This is a genomic window from Nocardioides potassii (genome assembly GCF_021648885.1).
GTDB lineage: Bacteria > Actinomycetota > Actinomycetes > Propionibacteriales > Nocardioidaceae > Nocardioides > Nocardioides potassii.
This window is the reverse complement of sequence record NZ_JAKJHZ010000005.1, coordinates 832,993-859,638: the sequence shown is the minus strand read 5'-3', so window position 1 is coordinate 859,638 and position 26,646 is coordinate 832,993. Positions and strand designations below refer to the sequence as shown.

27 protein-coding genes are annotated in these 26,646 nt (G+C 73.3%); 3 read left to right on the top strand and 24 right to left on the bottom strand.

Annotated features, from left to right (window positions below):
• Positions 1-4: 4 nt before the first annotated feature.
• The 23 genes from L2K70_RS08685 to L2K70_RS08575 form a co-directional block, all read right to left on the bottom strand.
• A complete protein-coding gene (locus tag L2K70_RS08685; RefSeq protein ID WP_236401337.1) occupies positions 5-484 on the bottom strand; it encodes a DUF427 domain-containing protein in 480 nt (159 codons plus the stop codon).
• Positions 481-1,143: a ribulose-phosphate 3-epimerase gene (rpe, locus tag L2K70_RS08680; RefSeq protein WP_236401335.1), complete on the bottom strand. Its 663-nt coding sequence runs from the start codon at positions 1,141-1,143 to the stop codon at positions 481-483. The genes L2K70_RS08685 and rpe overlap by 4 nt, the downstream gene beginning before the upstream one ends.
• 166 nt (positions 1,144-1,309) lie before the next feature.
• On the bottom strand, positions 1,310-1,600 hold the full coding sequence (locus tag L2K70_RS08675) for a hypothetical protein (protein ID WP_236401333.1): 291 nt from the start codon (positions 1,598-1,600) through the stop codon (positions 1,310-1,312).
• Between the two features lie 35 nt (positions 1,601-1,635).
• The gene (locus L2K70_RS08670; RefSeq protein WP_236401331.1) at positions 1,636-2,607 is read right to left on the bottom strand and encodes a DNA polymerase domain-containing protein; all 972 of its coding nucleotides are present in this window, start codon (positions 2,605-2,607) and stop codon (positions 1,636-1,638) included.
• 23 nt (positions 2,608-2,630) lie between these two features.
• Positions 2,631-3,599 carry a hypothetical protein gene (locus L2K70_RS08665; RefSeq protein ID WP_236401329.1) on the bottom strand — a complete coding sequence of 323 codons (969 nt, stop codon included), beginning with the start codon at positions 3,597-3,599 and terminating at the stop codon, positions 2,631-2,633.
• Positions 3,600-3,766: 167 nt separating this feature from the next.
• A complete protein-coding gene (locus tag L2K70_RS08660) occupies positions 3,767-5,095 on the bottom strand; it encodes an RsmB/NOP family class I SAM-dependent RNA methyltransferase (RefSeq protein WP_236401327.1) in 1,329 nt (442 codons plus the stop codon).
• Entirely contained in the window at positions 5,088-5,513 is a 426-nt protein-coding gene (locus L2K70_RS08655) for an MmcQ/YjbR family DNA-binding protein (protein WP_236401325.1), read from the bottom strand. The genes L2K70_RS08660 and L2K70_RS08655 overlap by 8 nt, the downstream gene beginning before the upstream one ends.
• Positions 5,510-6,445, bottom strand: coding sequence for a methionyl-tRNA formyltransferase (gene fmt, locus L2K70_RS08650; RefSeq protein WP_236401324.1), 936 nt, complete (start codon positions 6,443-6,445; stop codon positions 5,510-5,512). Before fmt ends, L2K70_RS08655 begins: the two co-directional genes overlap by 4 nt.
• A complete protein-coding gene (gene def, locus L2K70_RS08645; protein WP_236401322.1) occupies positions 6,445-6,990 on the bottom strand; it encodes a peptide deformylase in 546 nt (181 codons plus the stop codon). Before def ends, fmt begins: the two co-directional genes overlap by 1 nt.
• An 87-nt stretch (positions 6,991-7,077) precedes the next feature.
• On the bottom strand, positions 7,078-9,114 hold the full coding sequence (locus tag L2K70_RS08640) for a primosomal protein N' (RefSeq protein WP_236401320.1): 2,037 nt from the start codon (positions 9,112-9,114) through the stop codon (positions 7,078-7,080).
• Positions 9,115-9,251: 137 nt separating this feature from the next.
• The gene (gene metK / locus L2K70_RS08635) at positions 9,252-10,454 is read right to left on the bottom strand and encodes a methionine adenosyltransferase (protein ID WP_236401318.1); all 1,203 of its coding nucleotides are present in this window, start codon (positions 10,452-10,454) and stop codon (positions 9,252-9,254) included.
• 82 nt (positions 10,455-10,536) lie between these two features.
• Positions 10,537-11,754, bottom strand: a complete 1,218-nt coding sequence (gene coaBC / locus L2K70_RS08630) for a bifunctional phosphopantothenoylcysteine decarboxylase/phosphopantothenate--cysteine ligase CoaBC (RefSeq protein ID WP_236401316.1) — start codon at positions 11,752-11,754, stop codon at positions 10,537-10,539.
• A 13-nt stretch (positions 11,755-11,767) separates the two neighbouring features.
• Complete coding sequence (gene rpoZ, locus L2K70_RS08625; protein WP_236401314.1) at positions 11,768-12,079, bottom strand: DNA-directed RNA polymerase subunit omega; 312 nt, start codon at positions 12,077-12,079, stop codon at positions 11,768-11,770.
• 23 nt (positions 12,080-12,102) lie between these two features.
• Positions 12,103-12,699: a guanylate kinase gene (gene gmk / locus L2K70_RS08620; protein ID WP_236401312.1), complete on the bottom strand. Its 597-nt coding sequence runs from the start codon at positions 12,697-12,699 to the stop codon at positions 12,103-12,105.
• On the bottom strand, positions 12,696-13,019 hold the full coding sequence (mihF, locus tag L2K70_RS08615; protein ID WP_201936068.1) for an integration host factor, actinobacterial type: 324 nt from the start codon (positions 13,017-13,019) through the stop codon (positions 12,696-12,698). Before mihF ends, gmk begins: the two co-directional genes overlap by 4 nt.
• A 93-nt stretch (positions 13,020-13,112) precedes the next feature.
• Positions 13,113-13,550, bottom strand: a complete 438-nt coding sequence (locus tag L2K70_RS08610) for a hypothetical protein (RefSeq protein ID WP_236401310.1) — start codon at positions 13,548-13,550, stop codon at positions 13,113-13,115.
• Positions 13,547-14,371: an orotidine-5'-phosphate decarboxylase gene (gene pyrF, locus L2K70_RS08605; protein ID WP_236401309.1), complete on the bottom strand. Its 825-nt coding sequence runs from the start codon at positions 14,369-14,371 to the stop codon at positions 13,547-13,549. Before pyrF ends, L2K70_RS08610 begins: the two co-directional genes overlap by 4 nt.
• The gene (locus L2K70_RS08600; RefSeq protein WP_236401306.1) at positions 14,368-15,225 is read right to left on the bottom strand and encodes a nitronate monooxygenase; all 858 of its coding nucleotides are present in this window, start codon (positions 15,223-15,225) and stop codon (positions 14,368-14,370) included. Before L2K70_RS08600 ends, pyrF begins: the two co-directional genes overlap by 4 nt.
• Complete coding sequence (locus L2K70_RS08595; RefSeq protein ID WP_236401305.1) at positions 15,222-16,040, bottom strand: iron-sulfur cluster-binding protein; 819 nt, start codon at positions 16,038-16,040, stop codon at positions 15,222-15,224. Before L2K70_RS08595 ends, L2K70_RS08600 begins: the two co-directional genes overlap by 4 nt.
• Positions 16,033-17,076, bottom strand: coding sequence for a quinone-dependent dihydroorotate dehydrogenase (locus L2K70_RS08590; RefSeq protein ID WP_236401303.1), 1,044 nt, complete (start codon positions 17,074-17,076; stop codon positions 16,033-16,035). The genes L2K70_RS08595 and L2K70_RS08590 overlap by 8 nt, the downstream gene beginning before the upstream one ends.
• Positions 17,073-20,408: a carbamoyl-phosphate synthase large subunit gene (gene carB, locus L2K70_RS08585; protein ID WP_236401301.1), complete on the bottom strand. Its 3,336-nt coding sequence runs from the start codon at positions 20,406-20,408 to the stop codon at positions 17,073-17,075. Before carB ends, L2K70_RS08590 begins: the two co-directional genes overlap by 4 nt.
• Before the next feature lies 1 nt (position 20,409).
• Positions 20,410-21,582: a glutamine-hydrolyzing carbamoyl-phosphate synthase small subunit gene (gene carA / locus L2K70_RS08580; protein WP_236401299.1), complete on the bottom strand. Its 1,173-nt coding sequence runs from the start codon at positions 21,580-21,582 to the stop codon at positions 20,410-20,412.
• A gap of 107 nt (positions 21,583-21,689) precedes the next feature.
• Positions 21,690-23,327, bottom strand: coding sequence for an ABC-F family ATP-binding cassette domain-containing protein (locus L2K70_RS08575; protein WP_236401297.1), 1,638 nt, complete (start codon positions 23,325-23,327; stop codon positions 21,690-21,692).
• Positions 23,328-23,496: 169 nt separating this feature from the next.
• On the opposite strand from L2K70_RS08575, the gene L2K70_RS08570 reads away from it, so the two are divergent.
• Positions 23,497-24,741 carry an acetyl-CoA hydrolase/transferase family protein gene (locus L2K70_RS08570; protein ID WP_236401295.1) on the top strand — a complete coding sequence of 415 codons (1,245 nt, stop codon included), beginning with the start codon at positions 23,497-23,499 and terminating at the stop codon, positions 24,739-24,741.
• Between the two features lie 18 nt (positions 24,742-24,759).
• Here the strand turns inward: L2K70_RS08570 and L2K70_RS08565 are convergent, their stop codons facing one another.
• Positions 24,760-25,182 (bottom strand): VOC family protein, encoded by a 423-nt coding sequence (locus tag L2K70_RS08565; protein ID WP_236401292.1) that lies wholly within the window; start codon positions 25,180-25,182, stop codon positions 24,760-24,762.
• A 32-nt stretch (positions 25,183-25,214) separates the two neighbouring features.
• Between L2K70_RS08565 and L2K70_RS08560 the strand changes: the two genes are divergently transcribed.
• Together L2K70_RS08560 and L2K70_RS21620 are read left to right on the top strand one after the other, a co-directional pair.
• Positions 25,215-25,949, top strand: coding sequence for a VOC family protein (locus tag L2K70_RS08560; RefSeq protein ID WP_236401290.1), 735 nt, complete (start codon positions 25,215-25,217; stop codon positions 25,947-25,949).
• A gap of 46 nt (positions 25,950-25,995) precedes the next feature.
• The gene (locus L2K70_RS21620) at positions 25,996-26,637 is read left to right on the top strand and encodes a DUF3060 domain-containing protein (RefSeq protein WP_236401288.1); all 642 of its coding nucleotides are present in this window, start codon (positions 25,996-25,998) and stop codon (positions 26,635-26,637) included.
• The last annotated feature ends 9 nt before the right edge of the window (positions 26,638-26,646 follow it).

Here is a 26,646-nt window from a genome sequence, read left to right as displayed (position 1 = left end):
GGGGTCACCAGCCCTGGGTGCCGGGTGCTCCCTTGAACGGACCGGTGACCCGCGAGGTGATCCAGCCGCCGTAGAAGCTGCCCGGCTGCGGCTCGACGACCTCGCCGTCGACCGTGCACCGGTCGACGCGGCCGGGGTAGAGCGCGACGTGGTCGAGCAGCGCCTCGAACCCGGGCGACGGCGTCGGGTAGGCCCACGCGATCGAGCGCAACACCTCGTCGCCGACCACGAGGTCGAAGTAGTCGGCCGCACCCTTCCACTCGCACCAGCTGGCGCCCTTCTGGGCCTCCCGGAGCACGCCGTCGGCGAAGGCGCTGCGGGGCAGGTAGTACGTCGGTGGGTGACTGGTCTCGAGCACGCGGAGGCTGCGGGTGGTGTCGGCGACCACCACTCCCCCGTGCTCGACCACCACGTGCTCGTCGCTCGGCTCGACCCGCGGCGGACGCGGGTAGTCCCACACGGACTCGGTCGGTCGCTCGGTCACGACTGCGCCCCCTCGGCCTTTGCCTTCAGCTCGCGGACCATCGCGTCCGGGTCGTCGGCGGAGTAGACGGCCGACCCCGCGACGAAGACGTCAGCGCCCGCCTCGGCGCAGCGCTCGATGGTCTCCAGGGAGACGCCGCCGTCGACCTGGAGCCACGTCTCGACGTCGTGCTTGCGCATCAGCTCGCGCGCCGTACGGATCTTGGGCAGGCACAGGTCGAGGAACTCCTGACCGCCGAAGCCCGGCTCCACCGTCATGATCAGGACCATGTCGAGCTCGGGCAGGAGCGACTCGTAGGGCTCGATGGGAGTCGCTGGCTTGAGTGCCATCGACGCGCGGGCGCCCTGGCTGCGGATCTCGCGCGCGAGGCGTACGGGCGCCGTGGCCGCCTCGGCGTGGAACGTGACGGACCCGCACCCGGCTTCGGCGTACGCCGGCGCCCACCGGTCGGGGTCCTCGATCATCAGGTGCACGTCGATCGGCTGGGTGGCGTGCTTGCCCAGCGCCTCGACGACCGGCAGGCCGAGGGTCAGGTTGGGGACGAAGTGGTTGTCCATCACGTCGACGTGCACCCAGTCGGCGCTCGGGATCCGGGCGACCTCGTCGGCCAGGCGCGAGAGGTCGGCGTTGAGGATGCTCGGCGTGATCTGGATGCCCACGGGTCGATCCTAGGCAGTGCCTCGACTGGGCGGCGGTCGTGGCCGCCGTACGACGCACACTGGGGCCACGTCCGCCACACGTGTCCGACTCCTGGCCCGCGATCTACCGTTCCGGGGGCCACCTCGCGGACACGTGCGCAGGCGCGGACCGGCCGCCGACCGCGGGTCAGCCCAAGGAACACCCGAGCTGGTCGGCCATCCGCTTCTGCGACGGGGTCATCTCGTCGGGCTGGGCGCCGGACATGAAGGTGCAGTAGACCGTCTCGGTGTTCAGGCGGTCCTGGTGCGTCTCCCACGCGGTGATGCCGGTGAAGACGGCAGCCGCAGCGGCGCAGGCGGCGATGATCCACGCCAGGGGGCTCGCGCCGCGCCCACGGTCCATCGGCTCGGGCCGCGCTCCCGGCCTGGGCGGCTTCGGGGGCTTGGCGGACTCGATGATGTCGCGGGAGGCATCCATGGACGCACCCTAGAACGCTCCCGACGCCTCGGCGCTCACGACTCCTCGGGCTCGGGCGGGGTCTCGGCGCCCTCGGCGTCGTCGCGGTCGGCCCAGGCCAGGAGGGGGGCGATGTCGAAGACGTGCGCGTCGATGTCGGCGTGGAGGTCGCCGAGCTCGGCGAAGCGCCCGGGCATCGTGAAGATGGTGAAGTCGTCGGGCGTGCAGTCGTCGATCTCGTCCCAGCGGATCGGCGCGGAGACGCGCGCCTGCGGCACGCCGCGCACGGAGTAGGCCGCCGCGATGGTGTGGTCACGCGCGTTCTGGTTGTAGTCGACGAAGAGCTGCGAGGGGTCGCGGTCCTTGCGCCACCACGCCGTGGTGACGTCACCGTCGGCCCGGCGCTCGACCTCGCGGGCGAAGGCCAGGGCGCCGCGTCGTACGTCCTGGAAGCCGTGGTCGGGCGGGATCCGCACGTAGATGTGCAGCCCCGAGCCGCCGCTGGTCTTCGGGAAGCCGACCGCGCCGAGCTCGTCGAGCACCTCGTGCGCGACGTGGGCCGTGCGCTGGACGGTCGCCCAGTCGCACTCCGGGCCGGGGTCGAGGTCGATGCGCCACTCGTCGGGCTTCTCGGTGTCGGCGCGCCGGCTGTTCCACGGGTGGAACTCGACGGTCGACATCTGCACGGCCCAGATCACGCTGGCGAGCTCGGTGACGCAGAGCTCGTCGGCGGTCCGCTTCCACCGCGGGAAGAACAGCTGGACCGTCTCCACCCACCCGGGCGCACCGGCCGGCAGGCGCTTCTGGTGCACCTTGTCCCCCGCCAGCCCCTTGGGGAAGCGGTGCAGCATGCACGGGCGCTCGAAGAGCGCGTTGACGATGCCGTCGCCGACCGCGAGGTAGTACTCGACCAGGTCGAGCTTGGTCGCGCCGGGCCGGCCGGCGTGCGGCGGGAAGTACTCCCGGTCCGGGTTGGTCACCTTGACGACGCGATCGTCGACCTCGATCTCGGTGAACGGCGACGCCATGGTCACGGAGCCTAGCCGGGGCGCTACTTCTTCGACGCACCCTCGGGAGCGGCAGCGGGCTCGGCGACCGTGACGGTGACCGCGTCGGACCAGCCCTCGTCGGCGTACTGGCTCTCGGGCCGGTGCCAGCGGAACTCCGTGGTCTCGGTGACGGGGACGTCGACTCGCGAGAGGCCCCCGGGGCCGCTGACGACGAGGTCGCCGACCGGGGCCCAGGCGCCACCGGGACGGCGGGACTCGAGGACGAGCGGGTCACCCGTGACGCGTCCGCCCGGGTCGGACACCCGGCCGGTCAGCGAGACCGACTGCCCGGCGTCGACCGAGGTGCGGTCCACGGACATCCCGGTGGCGAGCGCCGTTCCCTCCCAGTCGAAGGTCCTCCCGGCGCCCCGGACCGCGTCGATGTTGAAGGGTGAGCCGTCGCAGCCGAACCCGGTCACGACGAAGCCCGCACCGTCACCGTGCCCGGCGGCGAAGGCGGCCGGGGTGGCGGTCTCCGATGACCCGAGCGAGGCGAGGGTGGCGAGGTCCACGAGCGTCCAGTCGTACGACGTCGCAGCCGTCGACACGGTCGTCCAGGACCCGGCGGGCGCACTCAGCGCCGCCCGTCCGCGCCAAGCGGTGCCGGGGACGTTGTCCGGGGTGATCGCCATGACGTAGGAGACGCCGGTGCTGCCCGAGGTCGACGCGACGGCGACCGACGCGTCGAGCGCCGCGAGCGAACCGAAGCGGGTGAAGGGACCGGAGGCCGTGCCGCCGGAGGCCGGCACCAGGCCGAGCGACCGTCGCCCGAGCGGGGAGGTGTAGGGACCGAGGTTGAGGCGCGACTGCGGCGGCTGGGCCGCTCCGAACAGCGCGTCGCAGCCGACGTAGGTCAGGAACACGTCGGGGTCGCCGGTACCGGGGCCGGTCAGCCGCTGCGCCCCCTCTGCCGCCTGCGCCGGGGCCGCGCCGAGGGCAGCCAACATCGTCGCCGACGCCACCAGCGCCATGGTGCTACGCAACCGCATCCGTCGTCCCGCTTCCCCAATCACGCGACGCCCGATGCGCCGCGCTGATCACATCATGCTCGGCTACCGCAGCCTTGTGAACAGGTGTCCGGCAAGTGAATCCGCGAAGTCCGCTCGGTCCCACCTGTCGGGGTGGCTCGCGTGCCGGCTCATCCGAGCGGTCGGCGACGCAGCGTGGCGGCGAACATGGCGTCGGTGCCGTCGCGGTGCGGCCACAGCTGGAACCGGGCCACCTCGTCGGCGTCGCCCCGGCGGCCCAGCACCGCGGCCACCACGGCGGTCGTCTCGGCGACCACGGGCGAGCACGTCGCATAGACCACGACGCCGCCCGGACGCACGGAGTCGATGGCCACGTCGAGCAGCACCTGCTGGAGCCCGACGAGCACGTCCACGTCCCCGGGTGCACGACGCCAGCGTGACTCGGGCCGGCGACGTAGGGCGCCGAGCCCGGAGCAGGGCGCGTCCACGAGGACCCGGTCGAACGTCCCGGGCACCCACGGCGGTCGGGTGCCGTCGCCGGCGAGCACGTGGACGGTGCCGTCGGGGACCGCCCGCATCGCCGAGGACACGAGCTCCGCACGGTGCGGCTGCCGCTCGTTGGCGACCAGGTGGGCACCGCGCTGCGCCGCGATCGCGGCCAGCAGCGCGGCCTTGCCCCCGGGCCCGGCGCAGAGGTCGAGCCACTGCTCGTCGCGTCCGTCGAGGTCCGCATCGGCCATCGCGAGGGCGACGAGCTGCGATCCCTCGTCCTGCACCCCCGCGCGCCCCTCCGCCACGGCCGGGATGCTGCCGGGGTCACCGCGCTCGAGCACGACGCCGTACGGCGACCGGGTGGTGCGGGTGCCACCGACGGCCTCCAGCTCGGTGACGTCGGCGAGCCCCGGGCGGGCGGCCAGTGTGACCCGCGGCGGGGCGTTGTCGGCGGTGAGCAGCGCGTCGAGCTCGTCGGACGCGCCTTCGGCCGCGAGCGCCTCGGCCAGTGCGTCGACCACCCAGCGCGGGTGCGAGCGCGCCACTGCCAGATGACCGTGCCGGTCGCGCTTCGCGTCCGGCGCGACCTCGTCGACCCAGTCGTCGTACGAGCGCGTGCTGACCTTGCGCAGCACGGCGTTGACCAGGCCCGAAGGCCCCCGCCCGACGCTCGCCTTGACGAGGTCCACGCTCGTGGAGATCGCGGCGTGGTCGGGCACCCGCATCGACAGCAGCTGGTGCACCCCGAGCCGCAGCACGTCGCGCACCTGCTCCTGCAGCCGCGGCCTGGTCAGGCACGCGTCGATCACCGGGTCGTAGAGCCCCCGCATCCGGATCGCGCCGGACGCCAGCTCGGTCGCCAGCGCCGCGTCCCGGCCCGCCAGGCCGTGCTTGCGGAGCACCTGCGGCAGCACGAGGTTGGCGTAGGCCTGGTCGGCCCGCACCGCGGTCAGGACGTCGAGCGCCGCCCGCCGGGGGCGGTCAGCCGCGGGGCGGCGATCACTCACCGAGGTGCTCCCGCATCAGCTTCTTCGGCGCCTTGGCGGCCCAGGCGTCGGTGATGACCTCGACGAGCTCCTGCCGACTGATCTCACCGAGCCGCGACTGCCGGACGAGGACGGCCGCGTAGCCACGGAAGTGGTCGATCGTGAAGAACGGCGTCGACCCGTCCGCGACGAGCGCCTCCTTCTCGACCTCGGTCGGCGTCTGGATGACGACCAGGTCGTCCCACATCTCCCCCGTGTCCGGGTCGACGGCCGTCCTGTCGGGCGCGCGGTAGAGGACGAAGCCCTTGCCCTTCGCGCCGCGCGGCACCTTCCACGTCGGCCGGTCGCCCCACGAGGTGCCGAGCTCGGTCTCGGGCAACGACGCACAGATCTCGTCGATGTCCTCGGGGCGGGCCGCACGGTCGGCCGGTGAGCTCACGAGACGTCCTCGCCCAGGCGCGCGCCGGACTCGAGACGTACGCCGCGGGCCCAGTCGGCGGCGGCCATCTGCTTCTTGCCGAACGGCTTGACCTCGCCGAGCCGGACGGGCGCGGTCGCGGTCCCGACGAGGACGGCGTTCTTGGTGACCTCGAGGACGCCGGGTGGGATCGCCTCGCGGTCGACGACCCGGACGGGTCCGACCTTGATCCGCTCGCCTCCGAACGTGCTCCAGGCACCGGGGCCCGGGGTGCACGCACGGACCTGCCGGTCGATGCCGACAGCGGGGTGCCCCCAGTCGATGCGGGCGTCGTCGACGAGGATCTTCGGCGCGAACGAGACGCCCTCCTCCTGCTGCTCGCGGGCGTCGAGCGATCCGTCCTCGATCCCGTCCAGGGTCTGCACCAGCAGCCCGGCGCCACCCTCCGCGAGCCGCGCCAGCAGGTCACCGGCGGTGTCGTCGGGGCGGACGCGCTCGGTCATCACGCCGAACACCGGTCCGGCGTCGAGCTCCTTGACGATCCGAAACGTCGTCGCCCCGGTGACCTCGTCCCCCGCCCACAGCGCGTGCTGGACGGGCGCCGCACCGCGCCACGACGGGAGGACGGAGAAGTGCAGGTTGATCCAGCCGTGCGGCACGAGGTCGAGCGCCGACTGCGGCAGGAGCGCGCCGTAGGCCACCACTGGGCACGCGTCGGGTCGGAGGTCGGCCAACGCGACCTGGAAGTCGGGGTCGCGCGGGTGCTCGGGCTTGAGCACGGGTACGCCGAGCTCCTCGGCCCGCTGGGCGACCGGGCTGGCGACCAGCTTCCGGCCGCGGCCGCTCGGGGCGTCGGGACGGGTGACGACTCCGACCAGCTCGTGCCGGCTGGCGGCGACGGCGTCCAGCGCGGGCAGGGCGACCTGGGGGGTGCCGGCGAAGACGACGCGCATCAGCGGGCGAGACCGCCGGTCGCGTGCGGGCTGATCCGCACGGTCGGCTGCTCGAGGCCGAACCACTCCGACTCGCGGATCTCCTTCATCGCCGCCTTGCGCGCGTCGGTGTCGAGCTTGTCGATGAAGAGGATCCCGTCGAGGTGGTCGGTCTCGTGCTGCATCGCACGGGCGAGGTACTCCGACGCCTCGATCCGCACGGGCTCGCCGTGCATGTCGAAACCGGTGGCGACGACGCGCAGCGCGCGCAGGCAGTCGTAGGTGAGCTCCGGCAGCGACAGGCAGCCTTCAGCGCCGTCCTGGGTCTCGTCGGACAGCTCGAGCGAGGGATTGACCAGGTGCCCGAGCTCCCCCTCGACGTTCCAGGTGAAGACCCGCAGGCCCACACCGATCTGGGGCGCCGCCAGGCCCGCGCCCGGCGCCGCCAGCATGGTGTCGGTGAGGTCGGTGACGAGCTGGCGCAGGTCGCGGTCGAAGCTGTCGACCTCGATCGCGCGCTGGCGGAGCACGGGGTCACCGAAGAGCCGGATGGGCTGGACTGCCATGGCGCCAGTCTAGGGAGGACGAGCCTCGTCCACGGATCGACGCCCTCGCACGGTGGCCCGCTGCGGGCGACGGACCCGTGGAGGGACCTAGATCGTGAGGGGGTCCACCTGGATGCGGACCGGGTCGAGCTTGCGCGCCGATCGCACCCGCTGCAGGTCACCGAGTGCGATGGACAGCTCGGCCCCGTGCGTCCGGGGGACGCGCAGCAGCACGCGGTGCTCCTCCTCGCGGTGCCCGTCGCGCGGGGGCCGGCTGTCGAGGGGCACCGGCCCGAGCACCTCCGCGCCCTCGGGCAGGTCGAGCAGGTGGAGCACGTCGTCGAGCGCGCCGAGGTCACCGGTGACGGTGGCCATCCGGGCGGCGGGCGGCAGGTGCGCCTGCGAGCGCTCCTCGACCTCACGCCGGGCGAAGCCGGCAGGGTCCCAGCGCACCAGCGCCTGCAGCGCAGGATGGGCGGGGTCGCCCACGGCCACGACGTGACCTCCGCGACGGACGAGCGCCGCCGCGTTGAGCCAGCGTCGCAGCGCCTCCTCGGCGGCCCGCAGGTCGTCGCGGGCGAGCGTGAGCCACGTGTCGAGGACGACGACCGCGGCGTAGCCCTCGTCGGCCACGGGCTCGGCGCCGACGGTCGCCACCACGATGGCGGCCGCGGGTCCGACCCGCTCGAGCACCCGCTCTCCCGAGCTGCTCCGCACCGTCGTCCCTGCGAACGTCCGCCCGAGCTCCTCCGCCGTACGGGCCTCGCCGCGAACGGGCGCGCGCAGGCCGCGACCACCACAGGTGCTGCACGCCCAGGCGCGCTCGACGTGACCGCACCACCGGCACTGTGGCGGCACGGCGGGTCCGGGCACCGCCAGCGGGCCGGTGCACACCGAGCACCTCGCCGGGGTGCGACACGTGTCGCAGGCGAGCGAGGCGGCATAGCCCGCGCGCGGCGTCTGGACGAGGACCGGTCCGAGCTCGAGCCCGCGGCGGATGGCGTCGTACGCCGCCCGGGGGATGCGCGTGCCGACCTGACGGTCCTCGGCCGGTACGACGACGGCGCGCACGCGGGCGCGCAGCACGTCGCGCGGCACGGCGAGCTCGTGCGCCCACCCCGACGCGAGCAGCTGCTGCGCCTCGGGCGTGCGGGCGAACCCCCCGACCAGCACGGCGGTCGACTGCTGCTCCGCGCGGGCGAGGAGCACCTCACGGGTGTGGGGATAGGGCGCGCGCGGCTCGGCGTGGAGGTCGTCGCCGTCGTCCCAGACCACCACCAACCCGAGGTCGTGGACCGGCGCGAAGGCGGCCGAACGGGTGCCGACGACGACCCGCCTGGAGCCGCGCACGACTGCCAGGAAGTCGCGGTAGCGCTTCGCGGGACCGCCCTCGGCGGTGAGGCAGACGTGGTGACCCTCGCCGAGCACTGCGGTGAGCGCCGCGCCGACCCGCTCGACGTCGCGACCGTCGGGCACGCAGACGAGCACCCCGCGCCCTGCGCCGTACGACGTCGCCGCCGCCTCGGCGACCATCCGCGGCCAGTCGTCGGCGGGTGCGGCGGTCCACACCGCCCGCGGCGTCTCCCCGGCCGCGAGGCGCCGGAGGAAGGCAGCGGCGTGCTCGACCTCGGTCCACGACCCGGACGTCACCGCGGGCGGCGGTGGCGCGGGCGCCGACGAGGCCTTCTCGGCGGTGGCGTGGCGCGGCGGGACGGCGAGCCGCAGCACGTCGGACCGGGCGCCGGCGTACCTGGTCGCCAGGGTGGCGCTCAGCTCGGCGATCTCGGGCGCGAGGACGGGCTCGGCACTGACCACGCGGCGCAGCGGCTGGAGGGTGCCGGTGTGGTCGGTCTGGCTGGTCCGCTCGACGACGAAGCCCTGCACCTCCTGGCCCGCGAAGCGCACCTTCACCCGGGCACCAGGCACGGCCGTGTCGGCCATCGCCGTCGGCACGGCGTAGTCGAACGGGCGGTCGAGGTGGGCCAGCGCGATGTCGACCAGCACCCGCGCCACCGGGTCGACGGCGGCCGGCTCCCACGACGCGGCCTTGCGGAGCCGGGTGGCCGCGGCCTTGGCCCTGGCGTCGTCCACGGCAGCACGAAGCCCCGGGAGCATGTCTGCTCCCGGGGCCTCGTCTGCGGTCATGGGCTGCATTCAATCAGCGGACGCGGACACCCTTCGCGCGCCGCTGGCCAGGTGGGGGAGCCTTGCGCTGTTGGGGCGTTGCAACGGCCGACCAGCGCAGGACTCACCGCTCAAGCGGTGACTCCCCCACCAGCGGATCAGATGCCGGCGGCAGCCTTCAGCTTGTCCGCGCGGTCGGTCGTCTCCCACGTGAACTCCGGGAGCTCGCGCCCGAAGTGGCCGTAGGCCGAGGTGAGGGCGTAGATCGGGCGGAGCAGGTCGAGGTCGCGGATGATCGCGGCCGGACGGAGGTCGAAGACCTCGAGCACGGCGTCCTGGATCTTCTCGTCGGGGACGACACCGGTGCCGAACGTCTCGATGAAGACGCCGACCGGGGCGGCCTTGCCGATGGCGTAGGCGACCTGCGCCTCGCAGCGGCGCGCGAGGCCCGCGGCGACGACGTTCTTGGCGACCCAGCGCATCGCGTAGGCGGCCGAGCGGTCGACCTTCGAGGGGTCCTTGCCCGAGAAGGCGCCACCGCCGTGGCGGGCCATGCCGCCGTAGGTGTCGACGATGATCTTGCGGCCGGTGAGGCCGGCGTCGCCCATCGGGCCACCGATCACGAACGTGCCGGTCGGGTTGACCAGCATCCGGTAGCCGTCGGACGGCAGCTCGAAGGTCGCGAGCACCGGGTCGATGACGTGCTGCTTGATGTCGGCCTCGAGCGTGGCGTGGTCGACGTCGGCGTCGTGCTGGGTCGAGAGGACGACGGTGTCGATCCGCACCGGGCGGTCGTCCTCGTCGTACTCGATGGTGACCTGGGTCTTGCCGTCGGGTCGCAGGTAGGCGAGCGTGCCGTCCTTGCGGACCTCGGTGAGGCGCTGGGCGAGGCGCTGGGCGATCGTGATCGGCAGCGGCATGAGCTCGGGGGTGTCGTCGCAGGCGTAGCCGAACATCAGCCCCTGGTCGCCGGCGCCGCGCTTGTCCAGCTCGTCCTCGGACGACCCGACGCGCGACTCGTGGCCGGCGTCGACGCCCGCAGCGATGTCGCTCGACTGGGCGCCGATGGCGACCTGGACGCCGCAGGACGCGCCGTCGAAACCCTTCTCCGAGGAGTCGTAGCCGATGTCGAGGATCGCCTTGCGGACGATGTCGGCGACGGGGGCGTACGCCGTGGTGCGCACCTCGCCGGCGACGACCACCAGACCCGTGGTGAGCAGCGTCTCCACCGCCACGCGCAGGTTGGCGCGGTCGCCGTCCTCGCTCATCAGGTGGTCGAGCACCGAGTCGCTGATCCGGTCGGCGATCTTGTCCGGGTGTCCCTCGGTCACTGACTCCGAGGTGAAGAGGCGTCCTGCCACGTTGCTCTCAATTCTTGAGTGGGTCTATCGAGTGGGAAGTAGATGGAAACGTACCTGCTGCCCAGCATCCGGGATGCATGTCTCAGTCGGCGAATCGCCGGGAGACCTCGTCCCAGATGACGTGCGCGAGGGCCGTCTTGCTGCCTCGGGGCACCTCCACGGAGGCGCCGTCGGCAGCCAGGACGACGGCCTCGTTGTCGCTGCTCCCGAACACCGCTCCCCCGCTCACGTCGTTCACCACGAGCAGGTCGCAGCCCTTGCGGGCGAGCTTGGCGCGGCCCAGGTCGAGCACCGAGCCGGTGGCGTCGCCGGTCTCCGCGGCGAAGCCGACGACGACCGCGCCGGGCCGGGCGCGGTGGTGCGAGATCTCGGCGAGGATGTCGGGGTTCTGCTCGAGCTCGATCGCCGGCGCCGACCCGTCGTCGGCCTTCTTGATCTTGGCCTCGCTGACGGCGGTGGGCCGGAAGTCGGCGGGGGCAGCCGCCATCACCACGGCGTCGGCGCCCGCCGCGGCGGACACCACGGCGTCGCGCAGCTGAGCAGTCGTCTCGACCCGTACGACGCCCACGCCGGCGGGGTCGGGCAGTGACACGTTGGCGCTGACCAGCGTGACGCGTGCCCCCCGCGAGGCGGCGGCCCGGGCGAGCGCGTAGCCCTGGAGGCCCGAGGAGCGGTTGCCGATGAACCGCACCGGGTCGAGGTATTCGCGCGTGCCACCGGCGGACACGACGACGGACCTCCCGGCGAGGTCGAGCGAGGCGTCGGCGCCGCGGTCGAGCACGCCGCGCACGAGCTCGAAGATCTCGGCCGGGTCGGGCAGCCGGCCCTTGCCGGTGTCGGCGCCGGTGAGGCGGCCCTCGGCGGGCTCGATCACGACGGCGCCGCGCTGGCGCAGGGTGGCGACGTTGGCCTGGGTGGCCGGGTGCTCCCACATCTCGGTGTGCATCGCCGGCGCGAAGACGACCGGGCAGCGGGCCGTGAGGAGCGTGTTGGTCAGCAGGTCGTCGGCGAGCCCGTGGGCGGCCTTCGCGAGCATGTCGGCGGTCGCGGGAGCGACCACGACGACGTCGGCGTGCTGGCCGATCTGCACGTGGGGCACGGCGTGGACGTCGTGCCACACCTCGGAGGAGACGGGCTTGCCGGACAGCGCGGCCCACGTGGGGGCGCCGACGAACTCCAGCGCGGCGGCCGTCGGCACCACGGTGACGTCGTGGCCGGACTCGGTGAACCGGCGCAGCAGCTCGCAGGCCTTGTAGGCCGCGATGCCGCCCGAGACACCGAGCACGACCCTGACGGTCATCGAGGGGCTCGCATCACTCCGTGGCGTCGCCCGCAGCAGCCTCGGCGGCAGCGGCCTCGGCGGCGGGGTCGATGTCCTCGCAGGTCAGGAGGTCGTCGTTGATCTCGCGGAGCGCGATCGACAGCGGCTTCTCCTGGACGTGGGTGTCGACGAGCGGGCCGACGTACTCCAGGAGGCCCTCACCGAGCTGGGAGTAGTAGGCGTTGATCTGGCGCGCACGCTGGGCGCTGTAGAGCACCAGCTTGTACTTGCTGTCGGTCTTGTCGAGCAGGTCGTCGATCGAGGGGTTGGTGACGCCCTCGGCGGCGATGGTGGGAGAAGCCACGGTGATGGTGCCTCGCAATGCAGCTAGGAGGAATCGGATCCAACCATCAAGGCTACCAACTGCTCGGCTGCAGCGTGAACTTCGTGGTTGACGATGGTCACGTCGAACTCGCTCTCCGCGGCGAGCTCGGCGCGCGCCGTCTCGAGCCGGCGCTCCCGCTCGGCCTCGCTCTCGGTGCCGCGCCCGACGAGACGTCGTACGAGCTCCTCCCACGACGGCGGCTTGAGGAAGACGAACAGCGCCTCGGGCATGGTCTCGCGCACCTGCCGCGCGCCCTGGAGGTCGATCTCGAGCATCGCCGGGTGGCCCGACGCCAGCGCGAGCTCGACCGGCCCCCGCGGCGTGCCGTAGCGCGCGGCCTTGTGGACGACCGCCCACTCGAGCAGGTCGCCCCGCTCGATCATCGCGTCGAACTCCTCATCGGAGACGAACCAGTAGTGGATGCCGTTCTCCTCGCCGGGTCGAGGCTGGCGCGTCGTCGCCGACACGGACAGCCAGACCTCGGGGTGCGTACGGCGTACGTCGGCCGCGACGGTGCCCTTGCCGACCGCGGTCGGGCCGGCGAGCACGATCAGGCGCGAGCGCCGGTTCGGGTTGCCGGCAGGTGCTCCCTCGATCACTGCGCGTCGGGGCCGAACTCGCGCTCGAGCGCGGCGACCTGCTTCACGCCGAGACCGCGCACGCGACGGCTCTCGGCGATGCCGAGGCGCTGCATGACCTGACGGGCGCGGACCCGACCGAGGCCGGGCACCGACTGGAGCAGCTCGACCACGCGCATCTTGCCGATGACCTCGTTGGTCCGCCCCTCCTCCAGCACGTCGAGGATCGAGCCCCCGGAGTTCTTCAGGCGGTTCTTGACCTCGGCCCGCTCGCGTCGGGAGGCCGCAGCCTTGTCGAGGGCTGCCTGGCGCTGCTCGGGCGTCAGTGGGGGCAAGGCCACGAAGAAGGTCCTTCTGGTGCGGGAGAATCGGGTGCGGGTCAATCTAGTCACGTCGCGACGACGGCTGCAATCGGCGTGGTTCCTCCACCACGGTCAGCGCGACAAGGGGGTCCCGCAGACGTCGAGGGCGTGCTGCTCGACGGCGGCCATCGCGGTGACGGTCCGCTCGGACCCGACCTTGCGGGCAGCGGCCTCGATCTCCGCGCGGCCGGTCGCGTCGAGGTCGGCGGGCGGGTCGTCGGAGGAGTACGACGACGCGTCGACGTCGTTGTCCGCGAGCGCCTGCTGCAGCTCGCGCAGCGGCTCGATGACCGCGTCCCAGTCGTCGACGATGTCGCGGGGGGCCTTGTCGCGCAGGTCGTCGTAGGTGTCGAGCGCGTCGAACAGGGCGCCGGTGTCGTCCGACGCGGCGATGTCGGTGAGCTCGGGCTGGTGCTCGGTCACCGCGTCGCAGTACTCCTCCTGCGGGCTGCTGGAGCAGCCCGTCAGGGCGAGCGTCGCGAGGAGCGCGACGAGGAGGGCACGGGTCACACGCCCAACTGTCGCACGGCGTCGTTGCCGCGCTGCGCGGCCTCGCGCAGGGCCGCGGCGGAGGGACCGGCGGCCAGCACCTCGCGCGACGAGCTCGGCAGCGCCCACCGGGCGGCGGGGCCGAAGATCCGGCGCAGGTCGTCGGTGGTGCCGCCCTGGGCGCCGTAGCCCGGGACGAGGAACGGTCCGTTGATGTCCAGGTCCTCCTCGGTGGACCCGATCGTCGCCCCGACGACCGCGCCGAAGGAGCCCACCGGGTCGGCACCCTGGTTGAGGCGGCGCAGGTGGTCGAGCACGGTGCCCGCCACGGTGCGGTCCTCGCCGCGGGCGTGCTGGACCTCCGGGCCCTCCTTGTTGGACGTCAGCGCGAGCACGAACAGCCCGCGCTCGTGCACCCGGCACGCCTCGACCATCGGGTCGAGCGAGCCGAAGCCCAGGTAGGGGCTGGCGGTGATCGCGTCCGCGGCGAGCGGCGAGGCCGGGTCGAGGTAGGCGTCGGCGTAGGCCTGGCTGGTGGAGCCGATGTCGCCGCGCTTCACGTCGAGCAGCACCAGCGCTCCGGCGTCGCGTGACTCGGAGATCACCCGCTCGAGCACCGCGACGCCGCGGCTGCCGAAGCGCTCGTAGAAGGCACTCTGCGGCTTCACCACGCCGACCACGGGCGCGACCGCCTCGACCACGGTGAGGGCGAAGCGCTCGAGCGACGCGACGTCGTCCGACAGGCCCCACTGCTGGAGCAGCCCGACGTGCGGGTCGATCCCGACGCAGAAGCGGCCGCGCTCGTCGATGGCGCGGGCGAGGCGGGTGCCGAAGCTGGTCATCTGGTCTCCTCGTTCGGGCTGGTGTGGGGTGCGAGCGCGACCCGGAGCCGGGCCACGGTCGTGGGGTCGTGGAGCAGGGCGGTGCCGACCTGGACGCCGGTGGCGCCGGCATCGAGGTAGGCGTTGGCGGAGCGGAGGTCGTGCACTCCCCCGCACCCGATGACGGGCAGCTCGGGCAGCACGCGGGCCACCTCGGCCACGCACCGCAGTGCGACGGGCGCGACCGCGGGCCCGCTCAGGCCGCCCGAGCGACCGTCGCGGAACGCGGCCGGTACGGCGTTGCCGACGACCACGGCGCTCGCACCGGCCTCGTGGCACGAGCGGGCGCCCTCGACGATGCGCGACACGTCGGGGCGGAGCTTGGCGAGGACCGGCCGGTCGACGGGGAACTCGCGGCGCACGGCCGAGATGACGCTGGCCGAGTGGTAGGGCTCGCGGACCTCGAACAGCCCGGCCCCGGCGTCGTCCGGGGCGCCCACGTTGACCTCGAGCCCCGCGACGCCGGGCGCCCGGCTGAGGCGGCGCGCCAGGTCGGCGTACTCCCCCATCGTCGCGCCGGCGATCGACACGATCACGCGGACGCCGGCGCGCACCAGCCACGGGAGCTCGGTGGCGAGGAAGTGCTCGAGGCCGGGGTTGGGCAGGCCGACCGCGTTGACGAGCCCGCCGGGGACCTCCTCGATGCGTGGTCCCGGCCCGCCGGCGCGGGGGTCGAGGGTGATCGAGCGGGTGACGAAGTCGAGGCCGTCGAGGCCACCCGGTCCGCAGTACGACGCCAGCTCGCGGCCGGTGCCCCCGCACCCCGCGGCGACCATGACGGGGCCGAGGCCCAGGCCGTGGTCGAGGGCGGTCACAGGCTGTCCCACCGGACGCGGTCGCCGCGGACGACCGGGCCGTCGGCGCAGGCGCGGACGACACGCTCGACGCCGTCCTCCCCGACGACCGGGAGGGGGCAGCCGTGGCAGAGCCCGGTGCCGCACGGTGCGGGCACCTCGACCGCCACCTGGCTCCACGCCCCGGCTCGCTCCGCCGCACCGGCCGCGGCGCGCAGCACAGGGGTCGGCCCAGCGGCGTAGACGACGTCGGCCTCGCTGCGCGCGAGGAGGTCGTCGACGTGCTCGGCGACCGTGCCGCGCACGCCCACGGACCCGTCGGCGGTCAGCACCGTGACCGATCGCGCGGACCGGCGGGCCTCGAGCGCGGCGAGCAGCCGCGCCTCGTCCGGCGCGGAGACGAGGAGCGAGACGGCGCAGCCGCGCTCGCGGAGCCGCTCGGCGAGCGGGAAGAGCGGTGCGGCCGCGTAGCCCTCGCCGACGAGCAGGCACGACACCGCGTCCTTCGGCAGCGCGAACGGCCGGCCCAGTGGACCGGTCAGCGCCACGCGGGCACCCACGGGCTGGGCGGCGATCCACTCGGTGCCGCTGCCTCGCGCCTCGACGACGACGTCGAGGGTGGGTCCGAACGAGCTGGACGCGCGGACCCGGTGCACCCACAGCGCCCGGCGTGCGACGTGGCCCGCGACCGTGACCGCGACGAAGTTGCCCGCGCGGAAGCGCTCGGGCACTCCCGGAGCGGTGAGGGTGAGGTGGCGGTAGCCGCCGATGCGCCTGGTGGCGACGACCTCGGCCTCGACGTGGACGGGCCCCTGCACCCCCGGCACGTCAGTCATCCGTGGCGAGCCCCCGGACGATGCCCTTCACGATCGTCTGCGGCCACAGCGGACCCTCGTACACGAACGCGGTGTAGCCCTGCAGCAGGTCGGCCCCCGCTGCCAGGCGCCGTCGCGCGTCGTCGACGGTCGTGATGCCGCCGACCCCGACGAGGGTCAGGTCCGGCCCGACGTGCCCCCGCAGGAGCCGTACGACGTCCTCGGACCGCTGGGTGAGCGGCCGGCCGCTGAGCCCTCCCGCACCGACGTGCTCGACCTCGGCGGCCGAGGTGGCGAGCCCGTCGCGGCTGATCGTCGTGTTGGTGGCGATGATCCCGTCCAGGCCGGATGCGAGCGCGAGGTCACCGACGGCGAGCACGTCCTCGTCGCTGAGGTCGGGGGCGATCTTCACCAGCAGCGGGACCCGGCGGTCCGGGGAGGCCTCGTCCGCGCGTCGTCGTACGGCGGCCAGCAGCGGCTCGAGCTTCTCCACGGCCTGGAGGTCGCGCAGCCCGGGCGTGTTGGGCGAGGAGACGTTGACGACGAGGTAGTCGGCGTAGCGGGCCAGCAGCCCGGTCGACTTCTCGTAGTCGCGGACCGCGTCCTCCTCCGGCACGACCTTGGTCTTGCCGATGTTGACCCCGAGGACGGTCGAGCCGCCCGCGGACCGCCAGGCCGCCAGCCGGCGGGCGACGACCTCGGCGCCGTCGTTGTTGAAGCCCATCCGGTTCACGATCGCCCGGTCGGCCTTGAGTCGGAACAGCCGCGGCTGCGGGTTGCCCGGCTGGGCCTCCCCCGTCACCGTCCCGACCTCGACGTGCCCGAACCCGAGCGCCGCCAGGCCGTCGATCCCGACCGCGTTCTTGTCGAAGCCGGCGGCGAGGCCGAGCGGGTGCGGGAACGTCAGGCCCAGCGCCTGCACGGGCCGGGACGGCACCCGCACGGCACGCCCCGTGACGGGCGCCGCGGCCCGGATCGCGCGGAACGCCACGTGGTGGATGCGCTCGGCGTCGACCCGGGTCAGCGCCTGGTCGAACAGGACGTCGTAGGGCCTCACCCGTCGCGACCCTCGCGGGCGGCCGCTCCGAGCGCGGCCCAGTCCTGCAGCGACCGGACGCCGATCTGGCCGCGACGCATCGCCTCCAGCCCCTGCACCGCCGCACCCAGCCCCTGGATCGTGGTGATGCAGGGGATGTCGGTCGACACGGCCGCCGTGCGGATGTCGTAGCCGTCGGCGCGCGGCGAGCCGCCGCTGGTGGACCCGTGCGGGGTGTTGATCACGAGGTCGACCTCGCGCGCCCAGATCCGTCCGACGATCGTCGGCTCGCCGTCGGGGCCTTCCCCCTCGGAGTGCTTGCGCACCACGGTCGCCTCGACGCCGTTGCGGCGCAGCACCTCGGCGGTGCCGGCGGTCGCGAGGATCTCGAAGCCCATGTCGGCGATCTGCTTGACCGGGAAGATCATGTGCCGCTTGTCGCGGTTGGCGACCGACACGAACACCCGGCCCGACAGCGGCAGCGAGCCGTAGGCCGCGGCCTGCGCCTTGGCGAACGCCGTGCCGAAGACGGAGTCGAACCCCATCACCTCACCGGTCGAGCGCATCTCCGGCCCGAGCAGCGCGTCGACCGTGCGGCCGTCGGCGGTCTTGAAGCGGTCGAACGGCATGACCGCCTCCTTGACCGCGATCGGCGAGCCGTCCGGCAGGTGGCCACCGTCGCCCTCGGCCGGCAGCACGCCGGCCGTGCGCAGCTCGGCGATCGACTCGCCGAGCATGACGCGGGCCGCCGCCTTGGCCAGAGGAGTCGCGGTCGCCTTGGAGACGAACGGCACCGTGCGCGACGCGCGCGGGTTGGCCTCGAGGACGTAGAGCACGTCGGAGGCCAGCGCGAACTGGATGTTGAGCAGGCCGCGCACGCCGAGTCCGCGGGCGATCGCCTCGGTCGAGCGGCGGATCCGCTCGACCTCCTCGCGCCCGAGGGTGATCGGCGGCAGCGCGCACGACGAGTCGCCGGAGTGGATGCCGGCCTCCTCGATGTGCTCCATCACGCCGCCGAGGAAGAGCTCCTCGCCGTCGAAGAGCGCGTCCACGTCGATCTCGACCGCGTCGTCGAGGAACCGGTCGACCAGCACCGGCTGGCGCTCGTTGATCAGCCCGTTGGCGACGTACTTCTCGAGGTAGGCCTCCAGCGCGCCGTCGTCGTAGACGATCTCCATGCCGCGCCCGCCGAGGACGTAGGACGGCCGGACGAGCACCGGGTAGCCGATCTCGTGGGCGATCCGCTGCGCCTGCGGGTACGACGTCGCGGTGCCGTGCTTGGGCGCCGGCAGGCCGGCGTCGGCGAGGACGCGGCCGAAGGCGCCCCGCTCCTCGGCCAGGTGGATCGACTCGGGCGTCGTGCCGACGATCGGAACGCCGGCGTCGGCGAGGCCCTGCGCCAGGCCGAGCGGCGTCTGGCCGCCGAGCTGGCACACGACGCCGGCGACGGGGCCGGCGAGCTGCTCGGCGTGGACGATCTCGAGCACGTCCTCCAGCGTGAGCGGCTCGAAGTAGAGCCGGTCCGAGGTGTCGTAGTCGGTGCTCACCGTCTCCGGGTTGCAGTTGACCATGATCGTCTCGTAGCCGGCCTCGGCGAGCGCGAGCGAGGCGTGCACGCAGCTGTAGTCGAACTCGATGCCCTGCCCGATGCGGTTGGGCCCGGAGCCGAGGATGATCACGGCCTCCTTGCCCTCCGCGCGCGGCTGCACCTCGGTCTCCTCGTCGTAGGACGAGTAGTGGTACGGCGTCTGCGCGGCGAACTCGGCGGCGCAGGTGTCGACGGTCTTGTAGACCGGCCGGATCCCGAGGGCGTGGCGCACGCCGCGGACGACGTCGGCGGACAGGCCGCGGATCTTGCCGATCTGCTCGTCGGAGAAGCCGTGCCGCTTGGCGGTGCGGAGCAGGCCGGGCGTCAGCTCGACCGCGTCGATCAGCTCCACGGCGACCTCGTTGATCAGCGCGAGCTGGTCGACGAACCACGGGTCGATCTTCGTCGCGTCGTGGATCTCCTCGGGCGTGGCGCCCGCGCGGATCGCGTCCATCACCTTCTTGAGGCGACCGTCGTGCGGGGTGGCGACCTCCGCGAGCAGCGCGTCCTTGTCGAGCTCGACGAACTCCTTGTGCCAGTCGAAGGGCGCGTGCTTGCTCTCCAGCGAGCGCAGCGCCTTCTGCAGCGCCTCGGTGAAGTTGCGGCCGATGGCCATCGCCTCGCCCACCGACTTCATGTGCGTGGTCAGCGTCGGGTCGGCCTCGGGGAACTTCTCGAAGGCGAACCTCGGCACCTTCACCACGACGTAGTCGAGCGTCGGCTCGAAGGAGGCCGGCGTCTCCTGGGTGATGTCGTTGCGGATCTCGTCGAGCGTGTAGCCGATCGCGACCTTCGCGGCGATCTTGGCGATCGGGAAGCCGGTCGCCTTCGAGGCCAGCGCGCTCGAGCGGGACACGCGGGGGTTCATCTCGATGACGATCAGGCGGCCGTCCGCCGGGTTGACGGCGTACTGGATGTTGCAGCCGCCGGTGTCGACGCCGACCGCGCGGATGATGCCGATCGCGAGGTCGCGCATCTTCTGGTACTCGCGGTCGGTCAGGGTCATCGCGGGCGCCACGGTGATCGAGTCGCCGGTGTGCACGCCCATGGGATCGAGGTTCTCGATCGAGCAGACGATCACGCTGTTGTCCATGCGGTCGCGCATGACCTCCAGCTCGTACTCCTTCCAGCCGAGGATGGACTCCTCGAGGAGCACCTCGGTGGTCGGGCTGGCAGCCAGGCCGGCGCCGCCGATGCGGCGCAGGTCGGCCTCGTCGTAGGCGATCCCGGAGCCGGTGCCGCCCATCGTGAACGACGGACGCACGACCATCGGGTAGCCGAGGTCGTCGGCGGCGGCGAGCAGGTCGTCCATCGAGTGGCAGATAGTGCTGCGGGCGGACTCGCCGCCGAGCTGCTCGACGATCTTCTTGAACTGCTGGCGGTTCTCGCCGCGCTCGATCGCCTCGATGGAGGCGCCGATCAGCTCGACGCCGTACTTCTCGAGGACGCCGGCCCGGTCGAGCGCCATCGCGCAGTTGAGCGCCGTCTGGCCGCCGAGGGTGGCGAGCAGCGCGTCGGGACGCTCGTGGGCGATGACCTTCTCCACGTACTCCGGGGTGATCGGCTCGACGTAGGTGGCGTCGGCGAACTCGGGGTCGGTCATGATCGTGGCCGGGTTGGAGTTCACCAGGATGACCCGCAGGCCCTCCTCGCGCAGCACCCGGCACGCCTGGGTGCCGGAGTAGTCGAACTCGCAGGCCTGGCCGATGATGATCGGCCCGGAGCCGATGACCAGGACGCTCTGGATGTCGGTGCGCTTCGGCATGTCAGGCCCCCGTCTTCCCGGTGGTCGAGGTGCGAGCGGAGCGAGCCTCGAGACCACCACCCATCAGGTCCGCGAACCGGTCGAAGAGGTACGCCGCGTCGTGCGGGCCGGCCGCTGCCTCGGGGTGGTACTGCACGGAGAACGACGTCAGCCGCCCGTCGGCGTCACGGAGCTCGAGGCCCTCGACCACGTCGTCGTTGAGGCACACGTGGCTCACGGTCGCCTCGCCGAACTCGGTCGTCGTGGAGCTCTCGAGCGGGGCGTCGACGGCGAACCCGTGGTTGTGGGCGGTGACCTCGACCTTGCCGGTCGTGCGGTCCATCACCGGCTGGTTGATGCCGCGGTGGCCGTACTTCAGCTTGTAGGTGCCGAAGCCGAGCGCGCGGCCGAAGAGCTGGTTGCCGAAGCAGATGCCGAAGTAGGGCAGGCCGGCGCGCAGCGCGCCCTGCAGCAGCTCGACCTGGGCGGTGGTCGCGGCCGGGTCGCCGGGACCGTTGGAGAAGAACAGCCCGTCCGGCTCGACCGCGAGCACCTCGTCGAGCGACGCGGTCGCCGGGAGCACGTGCACCTCCATGCCACGCTCGCTCATCATCCGCGGGGTGTTGGCCTTGATGCCGAGGTCGATCGCTGCGACGGTGAACCGACGCTCGCCCTGTGCCGGGACGACGTACGACTCCCGGGTGGTGACCGCCTCGCTGAGGTTCGCGCCCTCCATCTCGCCCGACTCGCGGACGCGGGCGAGCAGCCGCTCCGGGTCGGTCTCCGTGGTGGAGATCCCGACACGCATCGCCCCGCGCTCGCGCAGGTGGCGGGTCAGGGCGCGGGTGTCGACGCCGCTGATGCCCACGACGCCCTGGTCGCGCAGCGCCTCGTCGAGCCCGCGGACGCTGCGCCAGCTGGACGGGACGCGGGAGGGGTCGCGCACGACGTAGCCGGAGACCCAGATGCGCGAGGACTCCGGGTCCTCGTCGTTCATGCCGGTGTTGCCGACGTGCGGGGCCGTCATGACGACGACCTGGCGGTGATAGCTGGGGTCCGTCAGCGTCTCCTGGTACCCGGACATGCCGGTCGAGAAGACGGCTTCGCCGAAGGTCTCGCCCTCGGCACCGAAGGACTCACCGCGAAAGGTGCGACCGTCCTCGAGGACCATGATCGCAGGGGCAGGCAGAGCCATGCCGCACCTCCTTCTCCGCCTCACGGGACGGATCGTTAAAGGATGTTCGAGCCGACGCCGACCCTACCAGCGGAGCGGCCCCGCGACGGCATCGTGTCCACGGCCTGTCACCAGCCCGCGAGCCGCAGCTCGGGGCCCTCCCAACGCCGCCGCAGCCACCGGTCGTGGGAGGCCAGGACGACCCCGCCCGGGGAGGTCGCGAGCGCGTCCTCGAGCTCGCCGGCCAGCGCCAGCGACACGTGGTTGGTGGGCTCGTCGAGGAGCAGGAGGTCCGGTGCGGCCGCGATCGCGACGGCCAGGCCGAGCCGCCGTCGCTGGCCGACCGACAGGGCGCCGACCGGCGTGCGGTGGTCGCGCGGGTGCAGCAGGCCCAGGTCGCGCAGGGCTGGTGCGTCGGCGACGGTCCGCACTGCGGCGTCGTACGTCGCCAGGGCGGAGCGTGACGGGTCGGTGACCTGCGGGTCCTGGGTGAGCTCGCGCACGGTCCGGGCCGAGACCTCGACCGAGCCCGCCGTCGCGGACAGACGGCCGGACAGCACGCCGAGGAGGGTCGACTTGCCCGAGCCGTTGGGCCCGGTGAGGAGCAGGTGCTCCCCCGCCGCCAGGTCGAGGCGCTCCAGCCGCACCCGCCCCTCGACCTCGAGGTCCCGCACCTGCACCAGTCGGCCCGACGAGGCAGGCGCGGCCGTGAGGTCACCCCGGAACCGGAGCGGGGCCGGTGGCTTGCGGACCTGGTCCCGCTCCGCCGCGTCCAGCCGGCGCTGCGCGTCCTTCTTGCGGCGTGCGAGCGTCTGGTCGACCCGGCCGCCCTTGAAGGAGTAGACGTACTTGTCGCCGTCCGTGGGCCCACGGTCGTGGGCGATGGCGCTGGTGCCGATCCGCGTGGCGTCACGCAGCCGGGCGATCTCCTCCTGCTGGGCGACGTACGTCTCCTCCCAGCGTCGCCGGGCGTCCACCCGAGCCGCCTCGTAGTCGCTCCAGCCGCCGCCGAACCGCTGCCCGCCACCGCCGTCCGTGCCGAGCTCACCGGCGTCGAGGTCGACCAGGTCGGTGCACACGTCGTCCAGCAGCACCCGGTCGTGGCTGGCGAGGACCACCACGCCGGGCAGGTCGCGCAGGAAGGCGGTGAGCACCTCGATCGCGTCGTCGTCGAGATGGTTGGTGGGCTCGTCGAGCAGGAGGCAGGTCGGCCGCGTCGTCATGATGGTGGCGAGCGCCAGCCGCGTGCGCTGGCCGCCCGACAGCGTGCCGACCCGGCGCTGCGGGTCGAGGCCGTCGAGCCCCAGTCGCGCCGCGGACATCGCCGCGCGACGGTCCGCGTCCCACGCGTCGTGGACGATGGCGGTCTCCAGGGCGCGCTCGTAGGCCGCGTCGCCGTCAGGTGTGCCCACCGCGGCGGCGAGACGTTCGACGTCCGCGACCGCGGTCCTCAGCGGCGCGAGGGTCATCGCGAGGACATCGGCCACGGTCGCCCGGTCGCGGAACGGGGGTTCCTGGCCGAGCAGCACGAGGTCGCTCGGCGCCTCGATGCTGCCGGACACCTCCGCCAGGGAGGGGAGCCGCCCGGCGACGGTGCGCAGCAGCGTGGACTTGCCGACGCCGTTCTCACCGACGAGCCCGATCCGGCGGCCCGGCTGGGCAAGCAGGTCGACGCCGGAGAGGACGGTCCGGTCGGGGTACGTGACGGACAGCCCGGTCACGACCAGCGGGCCGAGGGTGGCGGATGGAGCGGCGGAGGCAGGCATGCGGACGTCCTTGCGAGGTCAGGAGAGGGACTCGCCGGGCATCGGGCGCACTGGTGCGCCGCCGCGGACGCGAGTCGGGTCAGTCCTGGATCCACATGATGACGCCAGCCTAGGCGGCCAGGGACTTTCGGCCCACTGAATTACGGCAGGCCGCTGGCAGGCTGGCTGCATGCACGTCGTCGACATCGACCAGGCCGCCCGGGCCGTCCACCAGCACTGCGCGGGGATCGAGGCCCCGGTGGTCCCGCGCGTGGTCACGAGCGGCAACTTTGCCTCGCCGGTCACGCTGCTCGGCCCGCTCCTCGCCGAGCTGGCCGACGTACGACTGCACGCCCTCAACGCGCAGCCCGACCTGCCGCTGCACGAGGGCGTCGTCCCGGAGACGACGTTCGTCGGTCCGGGCTTCCGCCGGCACCCGCGCCTGGCCTACGTCCCGTGCCGACTGTCGATGGTGCCCCGCCTGTTCCACGGCCCGCTCGCCCCCGACGTGGTCGTGGTCCACACGACCACGCCGCGCGACGGTCAGGTCTCCTTGGGCCTCGAGGTCAACGTGCTGCCGGCAGCGATCGAGGCGGCGCGCTCCCGCGGCGCACTGGTGGTCGCGCAGCTCAACCCCCGGATGCCGTGGACGTACGGCGACGCGGTCCTGTCCGTCGACCACCTCGACCTCGGGGTGGAGGTCGACGCCCCGCTCACCACGCACACCGCACGTCCGCCGAGCGACGACGCCCGGCTGATCGGGTCGCGCGTCGCCGCCGAGATCGCCGACGGCGCCACCCTGCAGGCCGGCATCGGCGAGGTGCCCGACGCCACCATCGCCGGGCTCCTCGACCGGCGCGGCCTGCGGGTCTGGACGGAGATGTTCAGCGACGGGGTGCTCACCCTCGAGAGCGCGGGTGCGCTCGACCGCGGGACGCCGGTCCGTACGTCGTTCGTGTTCGGCAGCCAAGAGCTCTACGACTGGGTCGACGACAACCCTCGCGTGCAGATGTTGCGGACCGAGACGACCAACTCCCCTGCCGCGATCGCCCAGCAGCCGGCGATGACCTCGATCAACACCGCGCTCCAGGTCGACCTCCTCGACCAGGCCAACGCCTCGCGGATCGGCGCTCGGATCTACAGCGGCTTCGGCGGGCAGACCGACTTCACCGTGGGGGCCAGCCACTCGCCGGGCGGGCGGGCCTTCATGGCGCTGCGCAGCTGGCACCCGCGTGCGGACGTCTCGACGATCGTCCCGCTGGTCGACGAGCCCGTCACGTCGTTCCAGCACGGCGCCGTCGTCACCGAGCAGGGCGTCGCCTGGATGTGGGGTCGCACCGAGCGCGAGCAGGCCCGCAACCTCATCGAGCACGCCGCCCACCCCAGCGTCCGCGACGACCTGTGGGAGGAGGCCCGGGCCCTCGGCCTGGCGTGACCGCAGGCCGGGGACGGCTCAGGCCACGAACACGCAGAAGACGTGGCCCGCCGGGCTGGCGTAGGCACGCAGCGGCTCGTCCGGGTCGTCGGTGCGGTCGAGCCTGAGCTCCCCGCCCAGGGCGAGGACGCGCTCGTGGGCGGCGTCGAGCGCACTGGTCGACGGCACCGTCGTGTCGAGGTGGCTGACCGAGGGGTGGCCGGGCTCGGGCCAGCGGTTCCGCGGCAGGGAGGCGACCTCCTGGATCGCCAGGCACCGCCGGCCGTCGGGGTGGGTGAGCACCAGCCAGTCGGCGTCGTCCGCGCCGTCCTCGGGCACCTCGTCGCCCGGACGGTAGGCGAGCCCGAGGAGGTCGCGCCAGAACTCGGCCTCGCCCCGCACGTCGGTGGCGTCCAGCACCGTGTGCTGGAGCTGCGGGATGACGGGAGGGAAGTCGCTCATCCGTCGACCCTACGACGTGCGAGCATCGGCCCATGAGCGCTCCGACCCCCGCGTGGATCCAGGTCTTCCTCGACGTCCCGGCCGCCGGGATGGACGAGGCCGTCGCCTTCTGGTCGGCCGTCAACGGCTGGCAGCCCTCGGAGCGGCGCGGCGAGGACGGCCAGTTCCTCACGCTGCTGCCGGCGGCAGGGTCGCCGTACGTCAAGGTCCAGGCGGTGGACGGCCCCGCGGGCCTCCACCTCGACCTCGACGCCACCGGTCGTGCCGCTGCCGTGGAGCACGCGAGCGCGCTCGGTGCCACCCACGCGTGGACCTACCACGACGTCGAGGTGATGCGCTCCCCCGGTGGCTTCACGTTCTGCCAGACCCTGGTCGACGGCGAGCCCGTGCTGGCGCGCGACGGCGCGACGATCCTCGACCAGGTCTGCCTCGACGTCCCGTCGTCCAGCTGGGACTCCGAGGTCGGGTTCTGGGCGGCGCTCACCGGTCGCGAGCCGCAGGAGGGATCGCTCCCGGGGTTCGTGCGGCTCGTCGAGGACGGGCGGCTCCGGCTCCTCCTGCAGCGCCTCGATGAGACCGACGGCCCGGTCCGGGCGCACCCCGACCTCGCCAGCGCGAACCGGGCGGCCGACTCGGACCTCCATGTCTCGCTCGGCGCGACCGTGCGGGGTGTCCACGACTTCTGGACGGTGCTGACCGCGCCCGGCGGTCAGGTCTACTGCCTCACGGACCGCGACCCGTCCACGGGCACGGTCCGGCCGGTGTGACGAGGCCCATGCGGCGGGTCCGGGTGCACGTGCGTACTCTCAGTATGTGTCCTTCTCCCGGTTTGCCCGTGTCCTCGCCGTCGTCGTGGCCGCCCCTGCTCTGGGGGCCGCCCCCGCGCACGCGGCCGGTCTCCTCACGATCCCGGTCCAGTGCGAGGTCGGCTCCGAGACGGTCCTGACCTGGGACGACGCGACCTACGACCTGCGCGGCACCTGTGGCGTCGTACGCGTCGCAGCCGACGACGCCACGGTGACGATGCCCGCGGCGACGAAGCTCGTGGTGGAGGGCGCCGGCAACACGGTGACCGCGAAGCCGGTGTACGACGTCGTGGTGTCCGGCGCCGGCAACGCCGTCAGCACCCCGTCGCTCACCTCCCTCGTCGTCTCCGGCACGGGTTCGACGGTCACCGTCGCCGGCCTGGCCGAGCGCGTGGAGCTCCTCGGCTCCGGCGCCACCGTCACCGCCGACACCGTCAACGTCCTCCGCATGCGCGGCACCGACGCGGTGCGGGCCCGCAAGGCCTACACGACCCGCATCACCGGCTCGGACAACTCCCTCGCGCTCACCCGCGCCGACCGAGTCGTGCTCACGGGCGACCGCAACACGGTCACCGTCGCGCGGGGCCGTACGACGCTCCGCGACCGCGGCACGGCCAACGTCCTCGACCTGCGCCCCCGCCGCCGCTGACGCGGCGGG

Coding starts and splice junctions, on each gene's coding strand:
- L2K70_RS08675 (WP_236401333.1), bottom strand. CDS start 1,600: ATGGATGCCTCCCGCGACATCATCGAGTCCGCCAAGCCCCCGAAGCCG.
- L2K70_RS08670 (WP_236401331.1), bottom strand. CDS start 2,607: ATGGCGTCGCCGTTCACCGAGATCGAGGTCGACGATCGCGTCGTCAAG.
- L2K70_RS08665 (WP_236401329.1), bottom strand. CDS start 3,599: ATGGCGCTGGTGGCGTCGGCGACGATGTTGGCTGCCCTCGGCGCGGCC.
- fmt (WP_236401324.1), bottom strand. CDS start 6,445: ATGCGCGTCGTCTTCGCCGGCACCCCCCAGGTCGCCCTGCCCGCGCTG.
- def (WP_236401322.1), bottom strand. CDS start 6,990: ATGGCAGTCCAGCCCATCCGGCTCTTCGGTGACCCCGTGCTCCGCCAG.
- L2K70_RS08640 (WP_236401320.1), bottom strand. CDS start 9,114: ATGACCGCAGACGAGGCCCCGGGAGCAGACATGCTCCCGGGGCTTCGT.
- coaBC (WP_236401316.1), bottom strand. CDS start 11,754: ATGACCGTCAGGGTCGTGCTCGGTGTCTCGGGCGGCATCGCGGCCTAC.
- pyrF (WP_236401309.1), bottom strand. CDS start 14,371: ATGACCAGCTTCGGCACCCGCCTCGCCCGCGCCATCGACGAGCGCGGC.
- L2K70_RS08595 (WP_236401305.1), bottom strand. CDS start 16,040: ATGACTGACGTGCCGGGGGTGCAGGGGCCCGTCCACGTCGAGGCCGAG.
- carB (WP_236401301.1), bottom strand. CDS start 20,408: ATGCCGAAGCGCACCGACATCCAGAGCGTCCTGGTCATCGGCTCCGGG.
- carA (WP_236401299.1), bottom strand. CDS start 21,582: ATGGCTCTGCCTGCCCCTGCGATCATGGTCCTCGAGGACGGTCGCACC.
- L2K70_RS08575 (WP_236401297.1), bottom strand. CDS start 23,327: ATGCCTGCCTCCGCCGCTCCATCCGCCACCCTCGGCCCGCTGGTCGTG.
- L2K70_RS08570 (WP_236401295.1), top strand. CDS start 23,497: ATGCACGTCGTCGACATCGACCAGGCCGCCCGGGCCGTCCACCAGCAC.
- L2K70_RS08565 (WP_236401292.1), bottom strand. CDS start 25,182: ATGAGCGACTTCCCTCCCGTCATCCCGCAGCTCCAGCACACGGTGCTG.
- L2K70_RS08560 (WP_236401290.1), top strand. CDS start 25,215: ATGAGCGCTCCGACCCCCGCGTGGATCCAGGTCTTCCTCGACGTCCCG.